The 20,771-nt window shown below is 58.6% G+C and carries 14 protein-coding genes; 7 read left to right on the top strand and 7 right to left on the bottom strand.

Features of this window, described 5'->3' with window-relative positions; translation table 11 throughout:
• Nucleotides 1-31: 31 nt before the first annotated feature.
• Complete coding sequence (gene ftsK, locus CE636_RS24075; protein ID WP_017899439.1) at nt 32-4,276, bottom strand: DNA translocase FtsK; 4,245 nt, start codon at nt 4,274-4,276, stop codon at nt 32-34.
• A 135-nt stretch (nt 4,277-4,411) separates the two neighbouring features.
• On the bottom strand, nt 4,412-4,906 hold the full coding sequence (gene lrp, locus CE636_RS24070; protein ID WP_000228469.1) for a leucine-responsive transcriptional regulator Lrp: 495 nt from the start codon (nt 4,904-4,906) through the stop codon (nt 4,412-4,414).
• A gap of 532 nt (nt 4,907-5,438) precedes the next feature.
• Between lrp and trxB the strand changes: the two genes are divergently transcribed.
• The 5 genes from trxB to infA all read left to right on the top strand — a co-directional run bounded on the left by trxB (nt 5,439) and on the right by infA (nt 11,323).
• Entirely contained in the window at nt 5,439-6,407 is a 969-nt protein-coding gene (gene trxB, locus CE636_RS24065) for a thioredoxin-disulfide reductase (protein ID WP_017899438.1), read from the top strand.
• Between the two features lie 114 nt (nt 6,408-6,521).
• Nucleotides 6,522-8,288, top strand: coding sequence for a heme ABC transporter permease/ATP-binding protein CydD (gene cydD, locus CE636_RS24060; protein ID WP_017899437.1), 1,767 nt, complete (start codon nt 6,522-6,524; stop codon nt 8,286-8,288).
• Nucleotides 8,289-10,010 carry a heme ABC transporter ATP-binding protein/permease CydC gene (gene cydC / locus CE636_RS24055; protein WP_017899436.1) on the top strand — a complete coding sequence of 574 codons (1,722 nt, stop codon included), beginning with the start codon at nt 8,289-8,291 and terminating at the stop codon, nt 10,008-10,010.
• Nucleotides 10,011-10,049: 39 nt separating this feature from the next.
• Entirely contained in the window at nt 10,050-10,754 is a 705-nt protein-coding gene (gene aat / locus CE636_RS24050) for a leucyl/phenylalanyl-tRNA--protein transferase (RefSeq protein WP_017899435.1), read from the top strand.
• Nucleotides 10,755-11,104: 350 nt separating this feature from the next.
• Entirely contained in the window at nt 11,105-11,323 is a 219-nt protein-coding gene (gene infA, locus CE636_RS24045; RefSeq protein WP_001040187.1) for a translation initiation factor IF-1, read from the top strand.
• Between the two features lie 123 nt (nt 11,324-11,446).
• Here the strand turns inward: infA and clpA are convergent, their stop codons facing one another.
• Both clpA and clpS read right to left on the bottom strand, forming a co-directional pair.
• Nucleotides 11,447-13,726, bottom strand: a complete 2,280-nt coding sequence (clpA, locus tag CE636_RS24040; protein ID WP_017899434.1) for an ATP-dependent Clp protease ATP-binding subunit ClpA — start codon at nt 13,724-13,726, stop codon at nt 11,447-11,449.
• Between the two features lie 30 nt (nt 13,727-13,756).
• Nucleotides 13,757-14,074: an ATP-dependent Clp protease adapter ClpS gene (gene clpS / locus CE636_RS24035; protein ID WP_002896520.1), complete on the bottom strand. Its 318-nt coding sequence runs from the start codon at nt 14,072-14,074 to the stop codon at nt 13,757-13,759.
• A gap of 325 nt (nt 14,075-14,399) precedes the next feature.
• Between clpS and cspD the strand changes: the two genes are divergently transcribed.
• A complete protein-coding gene (gene cspD / locus CE636_RS24030; RefSeq protein WP_002896516.1) occupies nt 14,400-14,621 on the top strand; it encodes a cold shock-like protein CspD in 222 nt (73 codons plus the stop codon).
• Between the two features lie 76 nt (nt 14,622-14,697).
• Here cspD and macB read toward each other — a convergent pair whose 3' ends face one another.
• The 3 genes from macB to CE636_RS24015 form a co-directional block, all read right to left on the bottom strand.
• On the bottom strand, nt 14,698-16,638 hold the full coding sequence (macB, locus tag CE636_RS24025) for a macrolide ABC transporter ATP-binding protein/permease MacB (RefSeq protein WP_017899433.1): 1,941 nt from the start codon (nt 16,636-16,638) through the stop codon (nt 14,698-14,700).
• Nucleotides 16,635-17,750 (bottom strand): macrolide transporter subunit MacA, encoded by a 1,116-nt coding sequence (macA, locus tag CE636_RS24020; protein ID WP_004201357.1) that lies wholly within the window; start codon nt 17,748-17,750, stop codon nt 16,635-16,637. Before macA ends, macB begins: the two co-directional genes overlap by 4 nt.
• Before the next feature lie 146 nt (nt 17,751-17,896).
• Nucleotides 17,897-19,555, bottom strand: a complete 1,659-nt coding sequence (locus CE636_RS24015; RefSeq protein WP_017899432.1) for an ATP-dependent endonuclease — start codon at nt 19,553-19,555, stop codon at nt 17,897-17,899.
• Between the two features lie 419 nt (nt 19,556-19,974).
• Here CE636_RS24015 and aqpZ point away from each other — a divergent pair, with 419 nt between their 5' ends.
• Nucleotides 19,975-20,670 (top strand): aquaporin Z, encoded by a 696-nt coding sequence (gene aqpZ / locus CE636_RS24010; protein WP_004201355.1) that lies wholly within the window; start codon nt 19,975-19,977, stop codon nt 20,668-20,670.
• Nucleotides 20,671-20,771 lie beyond the last annotated feature (101 nt).

Raw genomic sequence — 20,771 nt, 5'->3', positions numbered from 1 at the left:
TGATTTTGCGCTTATTTACCCAACTTTGCACTCATTCAAAGGGCGGCGGCGCCAGTACTTCGCGGTTACCGTTATGGCCCTGCTCGCTGACAATGCCCTGCGCTTCCATCTGTTCGATGATACGCGCGGCACGGTTATAGCCAATGCGGAACTGGCGCTGCACCCCGGAAATCGACGCTTTACGCTTCTCGGTCACAAAGCTGACCGCCTGATCGAACAGCGGATCCAGCTCTTCACCGCCGTCGAAACCACCGCCGCCGCCTTCGCTTTCGCTGTCGGAGGTAATGCCGTCAACATACTGCGGACGACCGCGGGCTTTCCAGTCCTGAACCACAGCGTGGACTTCCTGGTCGCGAACAAACGCCCCATGGACGCGCACCGGCGTGGTGGAGTTCGGCCCGGAGTAGAGCATATCCCCCATCCCGAGCAGCGATTCCGCACCGCCCTGATCGAGAATGGTACGCGAGTCAATTTTACTCGACACGGTAAAGGCGATACGCGTCGGAATGTTGGCCTTAATCAGACCGGTAATGACATCCACCGACGGACGCTGCGTCGCCAGCACCAGGTGGATCCCCGCCGCACGCGCTTTCTGCGCCAGGCGAGCGATCAGCTCTTCCACCTTCTTACCGACGGTCATCATCAGGTCGGCGAATTCGTCCACCAGCACCACTATGTACGGTAGCTTTTCCAGTACCGGGTGCACGGCGTCCATACTGTCGCCTGGCTTCCAGTATGGATCCGGGATCGGACGGCCCATGCGTGCCGCTTCAGCAATCTTCTCGTTATAGCCCGCCAGATTACGTACGCCCAGCGCCGACATTAGCTTGTAGCGACGCTCCATCTCGTTGACGCTCCAGCGCAGCGCATTGGCGGCGTCTTTCATGTCGGTGACCACTTCCGTCAGCAGATGCGGAATACCTTCGTAGACCGACAGCTCGAGCATTTTCGGGTCGATCATAATGAAACGCACATCTTCCGGCTGCGCTTTGTAGAGCATGCTGAGGATCATGGCGTTGACGCCGACTGACTTACCGGAACCGGTGGTACCGGCCACCAGCAGGTGCGGCATTTTCGCCAGATCGGCCACCACCGGATCGCCGGCGATGTCTTTACCCAGCACCACGGTCAGCGGCGACGGGTTATCACGGAACTTGCTGTTGTCGAGCACTTCACGCAGGTAGACGGTCTGGCGCTTTTTATTCGGCAGCTCAAGCCCGACATACGGTTTACCCGGGATCACTTCCACCACGCGCACGGCGACCGTGGACAGCGAACGCGCCAGATCCCGTGACAGGTTAGAGATTCGCGCCGCTTTGACGCCAGGCGCCAGATTCAGTTCGAAACGGGTGATCACCGGCCCCGGCGAGTAGTTCACCACATCCGCTTTAATGCGGAAATCGGCGAGTCGCGCTTCCACCAGTCGTGCCATCTGCTCAAGAGCAAAGGTATCGACCGGCTCGACTTCACTGGGCGGCGGCGTGAGCAGATCCAGCGACGGCAGCGGCGTTGTCGGCTTTTGCAGCGGTCGACTATCGCCATTGCGCATCAGCAGCGGGTGGATCAGGCTCTCCTGCGGCGCAGGCGCGGCAGGCTGGTGCCCCTGCGGGGCAACCGGCTGTTGCTGCTGCACGGGCTGCTGCGGCACTGGCTGAGGGTGTACCGGCTGGTGCTGCGCAGGTTGATAACCCTGCTGCGGAGCGGCGGCCGGTTGTTGATAGTGCTGGGCTGGCTGCTGCGGCTGTACTTCCGGTGTCGGCGTAAACAGCGGCTCGCTCGGACCCTCATTGACCAGCGTTTTCATCGGCGAGAATTCATAATCCGCCGGCGAGAACGGATTAGCGCCCGGCGGCTGCTCGGAGGCGTAGCGCTGCTGCTGGGTGGCGGCAAACTGGCGCGCCAGCTCCGCTTCCGCCGCGGCATCGGCGTCATCGTCATCAGTCGCGTTATCGTCTTCCCAGCGATGGCCATAGCGCTGCTGTTGAGTGGCGGCGAACTGGCGAGCCAGCTCATCCTGCTCCATAGCATCCGCTTCCTCATCCGAGAGCAGCTCATCATCATAATGGGGGTCGCGCTCGGCCTGCCGCGCGCGCTGTTCAGCTTCCCGCTGCGACGGTAGCTTGATGCCGTAGGAGGCCAGTTCCCGACGCGTCGGGACGCGAACGCGATTTGGCCGCGGTAGTTTTGGACCAATGCCCTCTTTCACCTGGACCCGCGGTCCGCTGGAGGCCGGGCTGAACAATGGCGCTGTCGCCGCGGCCGCGGCGGTCGCCGTCTTCGCAGCGGCTGCGCCGCCGCTGGCAGCCGTTGCCTGATGCACTCCTGCCGCCACCGCAGAAACTACGGTTGACTCCACGGGCGGTTTGGACGGCGAGGCGGGCGGCGTCAGCGGTTTGGTGGCGATCGGACTTTCCGGCTCCGGAATAGGCTGATACCAGGAAGCCAGCAGCTCGCGTTCGCGCGCCCGCTTCTCTTCCACTTCCTCGAAATAATAGAGCGGCGGACGTTTCACTTCTTCCTGCACGACCTCAGGCTCTGGCTGCGCGGCAGGTACCGGCGCGGGCTCAGGCTGATACGCCTGCGGCGCAGGCTGACCGGCATGCGGATCGTAAGCCGGCTGCTGATACGGTGCAGGCTCGGGTTGATAGCCCTGCGGCGCAGGCTGAGCAACATGTGGATCGTAAACCGGCTGCTGATACGGCGCCGGCTCTGGCTGATACCCCTGCGGCGCAGGCTGAGCAACATGTGGATCGTAAACCGGCTGCTGATACGGCGCCGGCTCGGGCTGATACCCCTGCGGCGCAGGCTGGACGGCATGCGGATCGTAAACCGGCTGCTGATACGGCGCAGGCTCAGGCTGATACGCCTGCGGTGCCGGCTGACCGGCATGCGGATCGTAAACCGGCTGCTGATACGGCACAGGCTCGGGTTGATACCCCTGCGGAGCCGGCTGACCGGCATGCGGATCGTAAGTCGGCTGCTGATACGGCGCAGGCTCGGGTTGATACCCCTGCGGAGCCGGCTGACCGGCATACGGATCGTAAACCGGCTGCTGATACTGCACTGGCTCAGGCTGATACGCCTGCGGTGCCGGCTGACCGGCATGAGGAGCATAAGCAGGCTGCTGATACGGTGCCGGCTCTGGCTGGTAGGGCTGCGGCGGGTAACCAGCTTCCGGCTGATAAACCGGCGCAGCGCCCTGATGACCAGCCGGTGATTCGGCCCACGGCTGCGGCGCGGCAGTGGCCGCCGCCGCTGCGCCCACCGGCTCAGCGATACTCTGGCCGTTCAGCAACGGATCGTAAGGGTCGAAATCGCCCGGGCGCGCGGCGCTGGCGCCGGAGAACAACACATCATTCTCTGCGGGACGCGCGGCGCTGGCGCCGGAAAACAGTACATCGTCGGCGGCAACAGGCGCACCGCTGGCGCTGTACTGCACTGCCTCTTCCCCGTCATCCATCCGTTTGCCGGAGAAAAGCGCCGCGTCGGTTTTACGCCCCATGGGGTTGGTAAACTTCTCAGCGAGACGTTTACGCCGCGCCAGTGCGCTGCGCAAGATACGGGCGCGACGCGACTCCTGGGGGGTTGCCGCCTCTTCGTCGTCGTACTCTTCATCGTCGTCTTCGTATTCGCCTTCATCGACCCAGGTATCATCCCGACGGGTACGATTGCTGGCAAAGGTGAGCACGGACAGGATGCCGCCGCCCAGTTTTTCCGCAATGCTGACCCACGACCAGCCGGTAAACAGCGTCAGGCCGGACGCCCAGATGCACAACAGCGCGATGGTGCCGCCGCTGCTGTGCAGCAGCGGTTGCAGGGTGGTGCTCAGCAGGCTGCCAATCACCCCGCCAGAGGCGAAGTACCAGATATCATCGGCGTTAATCGCCGCCAGACCGCAGGAGGTCAGGATCAGGGCTAACGCACCGATGAGGCGCAGAGAAACGGCGAAATAATCAATATATTCGTCATTTTCCTGATGCCGCCAGGCAAACCAGCATCCGCCGATGATGATCACCGGGATGGTGTAGGCCATGACGCCAAAAATGAAAAAGAGGGTATCGGCAAGCCACGCGCCGGGGGCGCCGCCTAAATTATGGATAGGCTCATGCCATGCCGTTTGCGACCAGCTTGGGTCCGAGGGGTTAAAGCTCAGTAATGCCGCCATCAGCCAGATGGCGAAGAGGGAGCAAAGGATGAGCATCGCCTCGAGGAGTCGGCGCCCGCTGCTGAGTTTGGTAAGTTTGACTTCTTTGTCTTCGGTGTATTCCTGGCTCAAGAAAGGCTCTCCAGGTATCAGGCTGTTTCCTGCCTGCTGCTAAAACGGACAACAGCGCCGGGTCTCCCCGGCACTGTTGCTGTATGGATTAACAGGAGTGTAATCAAACTACGTCGAGTTTGCACCTGTTCCGTGTTAGCGCGTCTTAATAACCAGACGATTACTTTGCTTGACTTCTTCCATTACCACATAGGTACGGGTGTCGTTAACGCCCGGCAGGCGCAGCAAGGTCTCGCCCAGTAATTTACGATACGCTGACATATCCGGTACGCGGGTTTTCAACAGATAGTCGAAATCACCGGAAACCAGATGACACTCTTGAATTTCTTCAAGTTTTTGCACTGCGGCGTTAAATTGCTCAAACACATCCGGTGCGCCACGATTCAGAGTAATCTCAACAAATACCAGAAGTGATGCATCCAGATAATGCGGGTTGAGCAGCGCCGTATAGCCCTGAATAAAACCCTGTCTTTCAAGACGACGCACACGCTCAAGGCAAGGCGTCGGAGAAAGTCCCACCCGTTTAGAAAGCTCGACGTTAGAAATTCGCCCATCTTTTTGCAATTCATTCAGGATGTTACGATCAATGCGGTCGAGATCTTTGCCAGGGCGCTTCTTGCTATCTACCATTATTATTGTCTCTCTGTATTCCTTCCCTACTCCTGTTCCGGCTCTGTGCCTTCACTGCCAGAGCCCATCCTGTTATTACCCGTACGACATTGGGTAACCCAGGGGTACGTGAGAAGCCCGTTGCCTGACGGCAGTCACCGACATCACGCATGGCGTCTGTCCACACCATGCGTAGATTTCGTTAACCCGGATAAAAATGGCATTTGCGTGCATGAAAATTCGCCGCACGCCAAATACTGCTTTTCTTCTTCCTTGAATGTTTTCGCAAAAGCACAGGGGATTGTCAAAGCAAAACATCGATTTTTAGTACAAGATGCCAGATATTCATCATCTACCCTGGTTGATTCTCATTTTTTCGTCTTATAATTGTCCCGCCAACAGTAGAAATAGTTATATTCCTTGCCGGGAAAATCGCCAATTCATCGGCCGCTTCTATTGCACACATCGTTAACAAAATCGCTGCGCTCTTTTTTTACGACAACAAATTCCCTACAATCCCAGCCCAATGTATGCCAATTATTATGGGGATCTCATGGGCACAGCCAAACACAGTAAACTGCTTATCCTTGGTTCTGGACCTGCGGGATACACCGCGGCGGTCTATGCCGCACGCGCCAACCTGCAGCCGGTGCTGATCACCGGGATGGAAAAAGGCGGTCAGCTGACCACCACGACGGAAGTGGAAAACTGGCCAGGCGATCCGAACGATTTGACCGGTCCGCTGCTGATGGAGCGCATGCACGAGCATGCCGCGAAATTTGAAACCGAGATTATTTTCGACCATATCAGCCGCGTCGATCTGCAAGACCGGCCGTTCCGTCTGACCGGCGACAGCGGCGAATACACCTGTGACGCGTTGATTATCGCCACCGGCGCTTCCGCCCGTTACCTGGGCCTGCCTTCCGAAGAGGCCTTCAAGGGCCGCGGCGTTTCCGCCTGCGCCACCTGTGACGGATTCTTCTATCGCAACCAGAAAGTGGCGGTGATCGGCGGCGGCAACACCGCGGTTGAAGAGGCTCTGTATCTGTCAAACATCGCCTCTGAGGTACACCTTATCCACCGTCGCGATTCCTTCCGTGCGGAAAAAATCCTCATCAAACGCCTGATGGACAAAGTGGCAAGCGGCAACATCGTGCTGCATACCGATCGCACCCTCGAAGAGGTGACCGGCGACCAGATGGGCGTCAGCGGCCTGCGTCTGCGCGATACCAAAAACAGCGACAACGTCGAGTCCCTGGAAGTAGCCGGTCTGTTTGTCGCCATCGGCCACAGCCCGAACACCGCCATCTTTGAAGGTCAGCTGGAGCTGGAGAACGGCTACATCAAAGTGCAGTCCGGTATCCATGGCAATGCGACCCAGACCAGCATCCCGGGCGTGTTCGCCGCCGGCGATGTCATGGACCATATTTATCGTCAGGCTATCACCTCCGCCGGCACCGGCTGCATGGCAGCGCTGGACGCTGAACGTTACCTCGACGGTCTGGCTGACGCCTGCAAATAATCTTTACAAGTCAGTAACAAAGGTAAAGAAGGCGACGAAAAGTCGCCTTTATTTTTGCCGCGATGTAACATTGCCGTGCCCAATATTCCGATAACGACACCTGCAAAGCGCGCAATGAATAAAACCCGTCAACAAGAGTTAACCCGCTGGTTAAAACAGCAAAGCATTATCTCCCGTCGCTGGTTGATGATTTCCCGCCTCCTTGGCGTGGCGAGCGGTCTGCTGATCGTGGCGCAGGCCTGGTTCCTGGCGCGGATCCTGCATCGGATGGTGATGGAGAATATTCCTGCGACCGCCCTGCTGCTGCCGCTAACCCTGCTGGTGCTGACCTTTGTGCTGCGCGCCTGGGTGGTCTGGCTGCGTGAACGGGTCGGCTTTCAGGCCGGGCAGCATATTCGCTATGAAATTCGCCGCCAGGTGCTCGACCGCCTCCAGCAGGCGGGCCCGGCGTGGATCCAGGGCAAACCGGCCGGCAGTTGGGCAACGCTTATCCTCGAGCAGATCGATGATATGCACGATTATTATGCCCGCTACCTGCCGCAAATGACGCTGGCGGCCTGCGTGCCGCTGCTGATCGTTATCACTATTTTCCCGATAAACTGGGCCGCCGCGCTGATCCTCCTCGGCACTGCGCCGCTGATCCCCCTGTTCATGGCCCTGGTTGGGATGGGCGCCGCCGATGCCAACCGGCGTAATTTCCAGGCGCTGGCCCGCCTCAGCGGCCACTTCCTCGACCGCCTGCGTGGCATGGAAACCCTGCGTATTTTTCACCGCGGCCAGGCCGAAACGGATAATATTCGCGACGCCTCGCAGGATTTTCGCCAACGCACCATGGAAGTCCTGCGCCTGGCGTTCCTCTCCTCCGGGGTACTGGAATTTTTCACCTCGCTCTCCATTGCGCTGGTAGCGGTTTATTTCGGCTTCTCATACCTTGGCGAGCTTAACTTCGGCCACTATGGCGCGGGCGTCACGCTGATGGCGGGCTTCCTGACGCTGATCCTCGCCCCGGAGTTTTTCCAGCCATTACGTGACCTGGGCACCTTCTATCATGCTAAAGCCCAGGCCGTCGGCGCTGCGGACAGTCTGAAAACGTTTATGGAAACCCCGCTGACCCAGGTGGAGCGTGGCGAAAAAACCTTAAATGACAACGATCTGATTGGCGTGGAAGCGCGCGATCTGCTGATCAAATCTCCCGAAGGGAAAGTCCTCGCCGGGCCGCTGACCTTTTCACTGCCTGCAGGCGCGCGGGTGGTGCTGGTGGGGCAGAGCGGCTCAGGGAAAAGTTCACTGCTGAACACCCTGCTCGGCTTTTTGCCCTATGAGGGTTCGCTGAAGGTCAATGGCGTGGAGCTGCGCGAGCTGGACGCCGATCGCTGGCGTCGCCTGTTAAGCTGGGTGGGGCAGAATCCCCAGCTTCCTGCCGCCACGCTGCGGGAAAATGTGCTGCTGGCGTGGCCGGAAGCCAGCGATGCCCAGCTTCGACTGGCGCTGGACAAGGCATGGGTGAGCGAGTTTATCGCTCTGCTGCCGGATGGGATCCATACCGCCGTGGGCGATCAGGCGGGCCGTCTGTCGGTCGGCCAGGCGCAGCGTATCGCGGTCGCCCGCGCGCTGTTGGTGCCGTGCCGCCTGCTGCTGCTGGATGAACCCGCCGCCAGCCTCGACGCCCATAGCGAACAACGGGTCATGCAGGCATTGACCCACGCCTCCACCCAGCAAACCACGCTGCTGGTTACCCATCAGCTTGAGGGACTGGCGGACTGGGATGCCGTCTGGGTTATGCAGGACGGACAGATTATCGAACAAGGCGACTACGCCACGCTGGCCCGCGCCGGCGGAGTCTTCTCGGCGCTGCTGGCCCATCGTCAGGAGGAGATTTAAATGCGCGCGCTCTTACCCTATCTGGCACTGTACAAACGCCACAAATGGATGCTGCTGCTCGGCATCGTACTGGCTATTGTGACCCTGCTGGCCAGTATCGGCCTGCTGACGCTCTCCGGCTGGTTTCTCTCCGCCTCTGCGGTGGTGGGCGTCGCCGGGATCTACAGTTTTAACTATATGCTGCCCGCCGCGGGCGTCCGCGGCGCAGCGATTATCCGGACCGCCGGACGCTACTTCGAGCGTCTGGTCAGCCACGACGCCACCTTCCGCGTGCTACAGCACCTGCGCGTCTTCACCTTCAGCAAACTACTCCCCCTCTCTCCGGCGGGGCTGGCGCGCTTTCGCCAGGGTGAACTGCTCAACCGCGTGGTAGCCGACGTCGACACCCTGGATCATCTCTACCTGCGGGTCATTTCGCCGCTGGTCGGCGCGCTGGTGGTGATTGTGGTGGTGACCTGCGGATTAAGCCTGCTCGATGTCACCCTCGCGCTAACGCTCGGCGGTATCATGCTGGTGACCCTGCTGGTTATGCCGCCGCTGTTCTATCGCGCCGGTAAACCGGCCGGAGAGAGTATGACCCAGCTGCGCGGCCAGTATCGGCAACAGCTTACCGCCTGGCTGCAGGGCCAGGCGGAGCTGATGGTGTTTAACGCCAGCGACCGCTATCGCGCGCAAATGGAAAAGACCGAGCTCAGTTGGCAGGAGGCGCAGCGTCGCCAGGCCGAGCTGACCGCGCTTTCGCAGGCGCTGATGCTGTTGATCGGCGGTATCGCCGTGGTGGCCATGCTCTGGCTGGCCTCAGATGGCGTCGGCGGCAACAGTCAGCCCGGGGCGCTGATCGCCCTGTTCGTCTTCTGCGCCCTGGCGGCTTTCGAAGCCCTGGCGCCCGTCACCGGCGCTTTCCAGCATTTAGGTCAGGTGATCGCCTCCGCGCTGCGGATCTCGCAGATCACTGACCAGCAGCCGGAAGTCTCCTTCGTCGAGGGCGAGGCCTGCAAGCCTGCGCAGGTGGCCTTAGATTTCAGGCAGGTCACCTTCCGCTACCCGCAGCAGCCCTCCCCCGCTCTGGAGAACATCTCCCTGCAGATTGCCGCCGGGGAACATATTGCTATTCTTGGCCGAACCGGCTGCGGAAAGTCGACGCTGTTGCAGTTACTCACCCGCGCATGGGATCCGACACAGGGTGAAATATTGCTCAACGATCAGCCGCTGTCCGGGCTCAGCGAAGCCACCCTGCGGCAGTCAATGAGCGTGGTACCGCAGCGCGTGCACCTGTTCAGCGCCACCCTGCGCGACAACCTGCTGCTGGCGGCGCCTGAGGCTGATGACACTCTGCTCTGCGCCACCCTTGAGAAGGTAGGCCTGGAAAAACTGCTGGAAGATGGCGGACTCAACGGCTGGCTGGGCGAAGGCGGACGCCAGCTTTCCGGCGGCGAACTGCGCCGGCTGGCCATTGCCCGCGCGCTGCTCCACGATGCGCCGCTGATGCTGCTGGACGAACCGACAGAAGGTCTGGATGCGGCCACCGAAAGCCAGATCCTGCATCTGCTGGCGGAAGTCTTACGCGAGAAAACCGTGCTGATGGTCACCCACCGCCTGCGAGGCCTGGCGCGTTTTAATCAGATAATAGTCATGGACAACGGCCAGATAATTGAGCAAGGTAGTCACGCGGAGCTGCTCGCTAAACAGGGCCGGTACTTCCAGTTTAAACAGCGTCTGTAGGCTATTATCTAATTTTTGCTGATGCGTATTGAGGTTAAAATGCGTCTGGTTCAGCTCTCCCGGCATTCTATCGCCTTCCCTTCTCCGGAAGGCGCCCTGCGTGAACCTAACGGCCTGCTGGCGCTCGGCGGCGATCTGAGCCCCGCGCGCCTGCTGATGGCCTATCAGCGTGGTATTTTTCCCTGGTTTTCCCCCGGCGACCCGATCCTCTGGTGGTCGCCCGATCCCCGCGCGGTGCTCTGGCCGGAACAGTTCCATCTCAGCCGCAGCATGAAGCGCTTTCATCAGCGTTCGCCCTACCGCGTCACGCTCAATCACGCCTTTGGCGAGGTGATAGAGGGCTGCGCCAGCGATCGTGACGAAGGCACCTGGATAACCAGCAGCATCGTTCGCGCCTACCACCAGCTGCATGAACTGGGGCATGCCCACTCCATTGAAGTCTGGCAGGAGAATACTCTGGTGGGGGGAATGTACGGCGTGGCACAGGGGGCGCTGTTTTGCGGCGAGTCGATGTTCAGCCGGGCGGAAAATGCCTCCAAAACCGCGCTGCTGGTATTTTGCCAGGACTTTGCGCAGAGCGGCGGTAAATTAATTGACTGTCAGGTGCTGAACAACCATACCGCATCATTAGGCGCGGTGGATATTCCCCGCCGCGATTATCTGGACTATCTGTCAGTATTACGCGGCTACCGTCTGCCCGAGCGATTTTGGGTACCGCGGGTGCTATTTCCGGGCGGACAATAAAATGTTTTCAGCACATTTTGCGTCAGGATGGTATAATTGCGCGGTAGAGTAGCTTCTGCCTGTTGCCCCGCCGCCGTTTGGGAATAATAAGAGTCAGATAACGCCCATCGTTCTGTCACTCCCCTTTACGTTTGCGCCTGTCACGCGGCATGGCCGTGTGTGTCCCGGGCAATGCGCCAAAACTACTTCGGCGATTCATACCCGTCATATTTCCATTGCCGGCGTGCTGACTGCGCGCCTTGCGGCAAGGTGAATGATTCAGGGTAGACACGTAAAACTTTACTTACATGATGAACTTCGGCATTATCTTGCCGGTTCAAAACTACGGTAGTGATACCCCAGAGGACTAGATGGCCAAAGAAGACAATATTGAAATGCAGGGCACCGTACTTGAAACGTTGCCTAACACTATGTTCCGCGTAGAACTGGAAAACGGTCACGTGGTAACCGCGCATATCTCCGGTAAAATGCGTAAAAACTACATTCGCATTCTGACGGGCGACAAAGTGACTGTTGAGCTGACCCCGTACGACCTGAGCAAAGGCCGCATTGTCTTCCGTAGTCGCTGATTGTTTTCGCCCTTAAGGCGTCAGATGCTGAAGGCCGGGATAATTCCCGGTCTTTTCATTTCTACCGCCAGCAGGCAAAAAAAAACCGGCCCCTGGCCGGTTTTTTACATTGAAGATATCGCCTTAATGGGCGGCTTCCGGTTTGTGCTTCGGCGCGCTCTGGAAGCCGTAGGTCAGCGTATTTTTCGCGCTGTCAAGAGAGACCGTCACCTGCCCGCCGTCGACCAGCGAGCCAAACAGCAGCTCGTTCGCCAGCGGTTTTTTCAGGTTGTCCTGAATGACGCGTCCCATTGGACGTGCCCCCATTGCCCGGTCGTAGCCTTTTTCCGCCAGCCAGTCGCGCGCTTCCTGGCTGACTTCCAGGGAGACGCCTTTCTGATCCAGCTGAACCTGCAGCTCGACGATAAACTTGTCGACAACCTGATGGATCACCGTGGTGGAGAGGTGATCGAACCAGATGATGTTGTCGAGACGGTTACGGAACTCCGGCGTAAAGATCTTCTTGATCTCATCCATTGCGTCCGGACTGTTGTCCTGCTGGATAAGGCCAATCGATTTACGCTCGGTTTCCCGCACCCCGGCGTTGGTAGTCATCACCAGCACCACGTTGCGGAAGTCCGCTTTACGTCCGTTGTTATCGGTCAGCGTGCCGTTGTCCATCACCTGCAGCAGCAGGTTGAACACGTCCGGATGCGCTTTTTCGATCTCATCGAGCAGCAGCACCGCATGCGGATGTTTAATCACCGCATCGGTCAGCAGCCCGCCCTGGTCGAAGCCGACGTAGCCCGGAGGCGCCCCGATTAAACGACTGACGGTATGACGTTCCATATATTCGGACATATCAAAACGCAGCAGCTCAATACCCAGCGCCTTCGCCAGCTGCACGGTCACTTCGGTTTTCCCCACCCCGGTCGGCCCGGCGAACAGGAATGAACCCACCGGCTTGTGCTCATGGCCCAGCCCGGCGCGCGCCATCTTGATGGCTTCCGTCAGCGCCTCGATGGCCTTATCCTGACCAAAGACCAACATTTTCAGTCGATCGCCAAGGTTTTTCAGCGTATCGCGATCGCTGCGGGAGACGCTCTTCTCAGGGATCCGCGCAATGCGCGCCACCACGGACTCGATATCCGCCACATTGACCGTTTTCTTACGCTTGCTGACCGGCATTAAGCGCGCCCGCGCCCCCGCCTCGTCAATTACGTCAATCGCCTTATCCGGCAGATGGCGATCGTTAATGTATTTCACCGCCAGCTCAACCGCCGCACGCACCGCCTTGGCGGTATAACGCACATCGTGGTGCGCTTCGTACTTCGGCTTCAGGCCGTTGATAATCTGGACGGTCTCTTCCACCGACGGTTCGGTAATATCGATTTTCTGGAAACGGCGGGCCAGCGCACGATCTTTTTCAAAGATGTTGCTGAACTCCTGGTAAGTGGTGGAGCCAATCACCCGGATCTTGCCGCTGGAAAGCAGCGGTTTGATCAGGTTAGCCGCATCGACCTGGCCGCCAGACGCCGCTCCCGCACCGATGATGGTGTGGATCTCATCAATGAACAGGATGCTGTTGGTATCCTGCTCCAGCTGTTTCAGCAACGCTTTAAAGCGTTTTTCAAAATCGCCACGGTATTTCGTCCCGGCCAGCAGAGAACCAATATCAAGCGAGTAGATGGTGCAGTCAGCCATGACTTCCGGCACATCGCCCTGCACAATACGCCAGGCAAGGCCTTCGGCGATGGCGGTTTTACCGACGCCGGATTCCCCCACCAGCAGCGGGTTATTTTTACGCCGACGGCACAGGACCTGAATGGCACGCTCCAGCTCTTTTTCACGGCCGATCAGGGGATCGATGCCGCCAACGCGAGCAAGCTGATTGAGGTTGGTGGTGAAGTTTTCCATACGTTCCTCCCCGCCGGCTTGCTCTTCATTGCCAGGCTGGCTTCCGCTGTTATCGGAAGACTGGCTCGGCTCATCTTTGCGTGTACCATGAGAAATGAAGTTCACCACATCGAGTCGGCTCACTTCATGTTTACGCAGCAGGTAGGCGGCCTGCGACTCCTGCTCGCTGAAAATGGCCACCAGCACGTTGGCGCCGGTCACTTCGCTGCGGCCAGAAGATTGCACGTGGAAAACGGCGCGCTGCAGCACACGCTGGAAGCTCAGCGTCGGCTGGGTGTCGCGCTCTTCTTCCGTGGCTGGCAGGACGGGTGTGGTTTGTTCGATGAAGGCTTCAAGTTCCTGACGCAATGCCACCAGGTCCACTGAACACGCTTCCAGGGCCTCACGGGCCGAGGGGTTGCTTAGCAGAGCCAGCAGCAAGTGCTCGACGGTCATAAACTCATGACGGTGCTCGCGCGCTCTGGCGAAAGCCATATTTAAACTGAGTTCCAGTTCTTGATTGAGCATAGGCACCTCCCCCAATTTTCATGCCTGAATTCAGGCTTTTTCCAGCGTACACAGCAATGGATGCTCGTTCTCCCTCGCGTACTGATTCACCATAGCGACTTTGGTCTCCGCCACTTCCGCGGTAAACACGCCACAAATCGCCTTACCTTCATAGTGAACCGTGAGCATCAGTTGCGTTGCACGTTCAACATCATAAGAAAAGAATTTTTGTAACACGTCAATAACAAACTCCATTGGAGTGTAGTCATCATTGACCAATATCACTTTATACATAGATGGCGGTTTAATCGCATCACGAACTTCGTCGTCAACCAGGTGCTCGAAGTCCAGCCAATCTCTCTTACTCATCGTCAGTGTTCATCATCGGTTGCTGTTGCCAACAGGCGGAGGCCTGTCGATGACCAGAGGTTATGCTCATCACAAATCTACAACAGATCATAGATAACTATCATCTATCGCTTCTATCCGCGACGGCTGTCACATTCCCCGGCAATAGCGTTAACTGCTTCAAATTTTGACGCATTTTTCGCCGTTCCCCCTCCTCAATCGCTTGACGCGTTTTCGTATTTCTCTAAATTGTAGTGGCGAGAGTTGGCGAGCAATTGAACAACTCGTCACTCCACCACCGGTTCATTCCATCTTACTAATAAAGATTTACGAAGGATGTCGAAGTATGGAAATGGGTACTGTTAAGTGGTTCAACAATGCCAAAGGGTTCGGTTTTATCTGCCCTGAGGGCGGCGGCGAAGACATTTTCGCCCATTACTCCACCATCCAGATGGATGGTTACAGAACGCTAAAAGCCGGACAAGCCGTTCGGTTTGATGTTCACCAGGGGCCAAAAGGCAACCACGCCAGCGTGATCGTCCCTGTGGAAGCGGAAACGGCTGCATAACTCTTTTGCTTCATTGTGTACATCCTGCTAATAAAATGCCAGTCCTTCTGACTGGCATTTTTATTTCTCATCCCGACTACTCCCGCGCCAGGGCATCCACCGGATCGAGCCGCGCCGCATTGCGCGCCGGCAGCCAGCCAAACAGCACCCCGGTTAACGTCGAACAGAGAAACGCCGTCACCAGCGCCAGCGGCGAAAAACCGATCTCCCAGCCCGGGAGAAACAGTTGCAGAATAAACGCGATCATCAGCGACAACGTCACCCCCAGCGCACCGCCGACCAGGCAAACCAGCACCGCCTCGATGAGAAACTGCTGCAGCACATCGCTGGCCCGCGCGCCAACCGCCATGCGGATGCCGATCTCCCGCGTCCGTTCGGTCACCGACACCAGCATAATATTCATTACGCCAATCCCGCCGACCACCAGGGCAATCACCGCCACCAATGTCAGGAACAGCTGTAAGGTATGTGTGGTCCTTTCGGCGGTTTTCAAGACGCTGTCCATATTCCAGGTGAAGACATCTTTTTTACCATGCCGCAGCTCCAGCAGACGCAGCAGCTGTTTCTCTGCGGTTTCACTGTCGTAGCCTTCATGAACGCGCACAGTGATGGAGTTCAGCCACGACTGGCCCATTACTCTTCCCGCCATGGTGGTGTAGGGCAACCAGACGCGGAGAATTTTGCTGCTGCCGAACATCGACTGCTTTTCATCCGCAACGCCAATCACCGTGGCCGGCATATTACCCACCAGGATCACCTCGCCCACCACTTTCGCTTTATTGGGAAACAGCTGGCGACGGGTATTGCTGTCGAGCACCACCACCTGAGCCCGGCTGTTGAGCTGCAGTTCATTAAAGGTATTGCCTTCGCTAAAGGTCATGCCGTAGACATTAAAATACTGTGGACCGACCCCCTCCGCACTGGCGGCAACGTCAATATTGTTGGCGCGCAGGCGCAGGCTTTTTGAAACCGCCGGCGTGGCGGAGCGCACCCACGGCTGCTTCTGGATCGCCAGCAAATCGTCATACTTCAGCGCCTGCTGATAGCGCGGGTCGTCGTCGCCAAAATCCTTACCAGGATACACATCAATGGTATTGGTGCCGATGGCGCGAATATCTGCCAGCACCATCTGCTTGGCGGCATCCCCCACCACCACGATCGACACCACCGAGGCAATACCGATAATAATGCCGAGCATGGTCAGCAGGGTACGCATTTTATTCGCCGCCATCGCTCTCCAGGCCATCACCAGCGCTTCGCGAAAGCCGCTGGTAAACTGACGCCACGCCGAAGGCTCCGCCTGCGGACGGGCGCGCAGTCCGCCGCCCTGGCGGCTGGCGGGCGGGTTGCGGACGATTTCGCCATCGCGGATCTCGACGATCCGCTCCGCCTGAGCGGCGACCTGCGGATCGTGAGTGACAATGATGACCGTGTGCCCCTGCGCTTTCAGCTGGTGCAGGATCGCCATCACCTCTTCGCCGGAATGGCTGTCCAGCGCGCCGGTGGGCTCATCGGCGAGGATCACTTCCCCACCGTTCATCAGGGCGCGGGCGATACTGACCCGCTGCTGTTGGCCGCCGGACAGCTGCGACGGCTGATAGTTGGCGCGATCGCCAAGCCCCAGGCGCGCCAGCAGCTCATGCGCGCGCGCCAGGCGTGCCCGCCGTTCACTACCGGCATACACCGCCGGTACTTCGACGTTCTGCGCGGCGGTCAGATGCGACAGCAGGTGATAGCGTTGAAAGATAAAACCAAAGTGCTCCCGCCGCAGACGGGCCAGCGCATCGCCATCCAGCTGCGCAATATCGGTTCCCGCCACCCGATAGGTGCCGCTGGTGGGTTTGTCGAGGCAGCCAAGGATGTTCATCAGCGTTGATTTACCCGAGCCGGAGGCCCCGACGATCGCCACCATCTCCCCGGCATGGATACTGAGGGTGATCCCCTTGAGGACCTCAACGCTGCCGTCGCCGGAAGGATAGCTGCGACGAATATCACGCAGCTCGAGCAGGGCCGTCATTTTGCCGCCCCGCTCGCGCTCTCGCCGACGATCACCTCATCCCCCTCTTCAAGTCCCTGCACCACCGCGACGTCGGTATCATTGCGCGCGCCAATGACAATCTCACGCTCTTTGACCTCGCCGGTACGCAACAGCCGGACGTGGTAGCGGTTATCACCGACCGCATCACCCAGGGCGCTCAGCGGGATGGTGATCACGTTCTTCACCTCGGCCAGTTGGATATGCACCTGCGCGGTCATGTCGAGGCGCAGAATTCCCTGCGGGTTCGGGACCTCGAAGCGGGCATAATAGAAGATGGCGTCGTTGACTTTTTCCGGCGTCGGCAGAATGTCCTTCAGCTTGCCTTCATAGCGAGTTAGCGGGTCGCCCAGCACGGTAAACCACGCCTTTTGTCCCGGTCTGAGGTGGATGACATCCGCTTCGGAGACCTGCGCTTTCACCAGCATGGTGCTGAGGTCCGCCAGGGTCAGAATGTTCGGCGCCTGCTGGGCAGCGATCACCGTCTGTCCCTGCAGGGTAGTAATTTGCGTCACTTCACCAGCCATCGGCGCCAGGATCCGCGTGTAGTCGAGGTTGGTCTTCGCCGTGTCGAGCGTTGCCTGGTTGCGCTTAATTTGCGCTTCAATGGTGCCGATTTGCGCCTGTTTCACCGCCAGGTCGGTGGCCGCGGTATCGAGGTCTTGTCGCGAGACCAGCTGGCGCTGCGCCAGCTGCTGCTGACGGGCCAGGGTCACCTGCGCCAGCTTACTCTCCGCGCGCGCCTGATTGAGCTGGGCGCGCAGCTCCATCAACGTCGCCTCCACCTCTTTGATCTGGTTTTGCGCCTGCTCAGGATCGATAACCCCCAGCAGTTGGTCCTTTTTGACCTTATCGCCGATATTCACGTGCAGCGTCTTCAGCTGTCCGCTGACCTGGGCGCCGACGTCAACTTTTCGCAGGGCATCCAGCTTGCCGGTGGCCAGCACGCTCTGCTGGAGATCGCCTTTGCGCACCACCAGCGTCTGGTAGTGCGGTAGCGGCGCATTGAGGATCCGCCATCCCCAGACAGCCAGACCCAGCACAACGATCGCCAACAGCCACCAGACGGTCCTGCGTTTTCCCTTCACTTTCATATTCCGATTCCTGCTGTTTCCCTGCCGCTCCAGGCGGTGATTCTATCGAAACCCGTCGGCAACAGGACACCCATTTTTCGCGCCAATGATGTTTTGTTTAGCTGCCGGAGAGCTTTGCGCCGCCGAAATTCCCGACGGCGAAGAGATTAATCAGCGCGACCGCGGGCCAGCCACAGTACCCGCGAGAACATTTTTTTCAGCAGCGTCGGCACAGCGTCCACCCCACGGCGGCCGGCTTCCATTGCCACCTCAATCGCCAGGTCCGGCTTGGACGAGCGATGGATGGCCTTGGTGATCACCCGCCGCATATTCATGGGCACATTATCCGGGATCTGCGCCACCCGGTGGTAAACGTCATCAAATCCCTGACGATACATAAAGTGTTCCATATCCAGCGCCGGCAGAGCGGTCAGATGGTCGCGCTCCAGCTCGCGATCGTTATTCAGCAGACCGCGTACGGTCGCGGCATATTTTTTCCCTGCCTCATCGCCATCCACCAGCACGTGCCACTGGATCCCCATCCGGCGGGCGAATTTGATCAATGGCTTCAGGCCCGACTGGGCGAATTCAATCACTTTCACCCCTTCAGCATCAAAATGATGGCCGCACTGGCGGGCCAGCTCGTTGATAACCCAGGTTTCCGTCTCCCCCTCCACCAGCAGCCAACAGCGGGCGAAGAGCGATGAGGCGCGATTGAAGCGGATGTGAAAGGCAATGCGTCGACTCTCTTCGGCATTCATTCCGCCCGGCCCCAGCCGCCATGCCGACACCCGCGACGATTCACGCACCAGCCGACAAACCTGCTCCACCGGCGTCAGGGACAGCAGCTCTCCGGAGTTGGTGGTGGTCATACGCTGCAACGGCAGCAAATTCAGCAGATGCCAGGCGACGGAGAGCATGATCGGGTGCAGGCGGGTCTCGGGATCCTCAATCAACAGCAGCGGCCGCGCGTCGCGATCGAGGCGCACCGTCCCTTTCGCCTGCAGCAGGGTAGCAAATAGCCCCAGCAGGATCACCCGATGGCTGCGCCCGCCGGGCTTGTCGATCATGCGGTTGATAATATCCAGGTAACGCCAGCTACGCTGCTCATCATGGGAACGTCGACGCATCAGGCGATGTCGCGTCTGGGCGCTGCTTTGCTCGGCAAAGTAATGCTCCAGCAGCTGCACCATGGCCGACAACCCCTGACGGATCTGACCGTCGGATAAATTTTGCGGGTGGCTGACCAGTTCGCGGGACAGAAAATCCAGCTGGCGGGCGGTGATCTCAATCTGCGGCGAGTGCGGTACCGTTCCGTTATGAATGCGCCGCATAAAGCGCGCGTCGCGCAGGCGCAGCACCGGCATCAAACGCACCAGGTGTCTGGCCAGCTCATCGATATCCTCCAGCACCAGCGCTTCGCCTTCGCCATCGATAAAACTGCGCAGGGTCATCACGCTGTCGTCATCGGCGAGTTCGCCTTCCAGGCGGTAGAACACCCGGTGATAGCCATCATCACAGGGCACCCAACAGCGCTGAAGCGGACGGAAACGCCGCACCCGATGGCGCCCCGGCTCGGTTTCACGAAAGGTCAGAATAATATGCAAATGGTGCTCGCGCCCCTGGATGTCGCCCGCGGGGAACCAGAAGTCATCGCGGACAAAGTGATAAAGATCGAACTCTGGCGACAAAAGCAGGGTCAGCGCATCAAGCAGACTGGACTTCCCCCACGCGTTCTCCCCGATCAGGACGTTATTTTGCTCCAGCATCAACGACAGACGATTGATACCGCGAAAACCGACGATTTCTACGCGCTCAAGAAGCATATCCCCTCCGCTACACCACCACTCTCCTTCAGTAATCAACAGTATAGCGAGGGCGGCGGCAAGATGACACTCCGCTTAATCACCTCTGCGCATCCTATTCAGGAGATTAAATATATTCATAAAATTACGCACTTATCGTCTATTAACGGCTATTGATTATTCATCAAACAAAATAGTTTTATTTCAGACGTTATGTTCTACACTATTGATAATCTTGGATGGATATAGGAAGAGTTAAACTGGCAAACGCAATCCCTTCACCTTGCCCTAAATCAAATAATATCAATATATTTAACTGGCTCTGGGATGGCGATTATCTCTAGAATAACGCCGCTTTATTTTTATCGTCGTCCCTTATCACGATAAATAAAGACCGGCACGGTCCGCTCGTGCGCGTATACATTTAAATTGAGGTGGTTATGTTCAGAAAATTAGCAGCCGAATGCTTCGGCACCTTCTGGCTTGTATTTGGCGGCTGCGGTAGCGCCGTACTTGCCGCAGCATTTCCCGAGTTGGGTATCGGTTTTGCCGGCGTGGCGCTGGCATTTGGTTTAACCGTATTAACCATGGCGTATGCGGTTGGCCATATTTCCGGCGGTCATTTCAACCCGGCGGTAACCTTAGGCCTGTGGGCCGGTGGTCGTTTCCCGGCGAAAGAGGTCATTGGCTATATTATCGCCCAGGTGGTCGGCGGAATTATTGCCGCCGCGGTGCTGTACGTGGTGGCCAGCGGTAAAGCCGGATTTGATGCCGCCGCCAGCGGCTTTGCCTCAAACGGCTATGGCGAACACTCCCCGGGCGGCTTCTCTATGCTGTCGGCTATCGTTATTGAAATCGTACTGACCTGCGGCTTCCTGCTGGTTATCCATGGCGCGACCGACAAACACGCGCCGGCGGGCTTCGCGCCGATCGCTATCGGCCTGGCGCTGACTCTCATCCATTTAATCAGCATTCCGGTCACCAACACTTCCGTCAACCCGGCGCGCAGCACCGCGGTGGCGATTTTCCAGGGCGGTTGGGCGCTGCAGCAGCTGTGGCTGTTCTGGGTCATGCCGATCGTCGGCGGGATCCTTGGCGGCGTGCTGTACCGCACTCTGCTGGAAAAACGCGATTAATCCTTTCTAAGCCCGGGTCTCCGGGCTTTTTCTTTCTGGCGACAGCTTTACTCGGCCCGGCTATTTGGGTAGTGTCATGAGCGCTATTCTCATCATGCAAG

The organism is Klebsiella sp. LY (genome assembly GCF_004010915.1).
GTDB lineage: Bacteria > Pseudomonadota > Gammaproteobacteria > Enterobacterales > Enterobacteriaceae > Klebsiella > Klebsiella quasipneumoniae.
This window is presented reverse-complemented; position numbering and strand designations above follow the sequence as displayed.

Bases quoted from the DNA above. Each gene is read 5' to 3' on its own strand.
- lrp (WP_000228469.1), bottom strand. From the start codon at position 4,906: ATGGTAGATAGCAAGAAGCGCCCTGGCAAAGATCTCGACCGCATTGAT.
- trxB (WP_017899438.1), top strand. From the start codon at position 5,439: ATGGGCACAGCCAAACACAGTAAACTGCTTATCCTTGGTTCTGGACCT.
- cydD (WP_017899437.1), top strand. From the start codon at position 6,522: ATGAATAAAACCCGTCAACAAGAGTTAACCCGCTGGTTAAAACAGCAA.
- cydC (WP_017899436.1), top strand. From the start codon at position 8,289: ATGCGCGCGCTCTTACCCTATCTGGCACTGTACAAACGCCACAAATGG.
- aat (WP_017899435.1), top strand. From the start codon at position 10,050: ATGCGTCTGGTTCAGCTCTCCCGGCATTCTATCGCCTTCCCTTCTCCG.
- infA (WP_001040187.1), top strand. From the start codon at position 11,105: ATGGCCAAAGAAGACAATATTGAAATGCAGGGCACCGTACTTGAAACG.
- clpA (WP_017899434.1), bottom strand. From the start codon at position 13,726: ATGCTCAATCAAGAACTGGAACTCAGTTTAAATATGGCTTTCGCCAGA.
- clpS (WP_002896520.1), bottom strand. From the start codon at position 14,074: ATGAGTAAGAGAGATTGGCTGGACTTCGAGCACCTGGTTGACGACGAA.
- cspD (WP_002896516.1), top strand. From the start codon at position 14,400: ATGGAAATGGGTACTGTTAAGTGGTTCAACAATGCCAAAGGGTTCGGT.
- macB (WP_017899433.1), bottom strand. From the start codon at position 16,638: ATGACGGCCCTGCTCGAGCTGCGTGATATTCGTCGCAGCTATCCTTCC.
- macA (WP_004201357.1), bottom strand. From the start codon at position 17,750: ATGAAAGTGAAGGGAAAACGCAGGACCGTCTGGTGGCTGTTGGCGATC.
- CE636_RS24015 (WP_017899432.1), bottom strand. From the start codon at position 19,555: ATGCTTCTTGAGCGCGTAGAAATCGTCGGTTTTCGCGGTATCAATCGT.
- aqpZ (WP_004201355.1), top strand. From the start codon at position 19,975: ATGTTCAGAAAATTAGCAGCCGAATGCTTCGGCACCTTCTGGCTTGTA.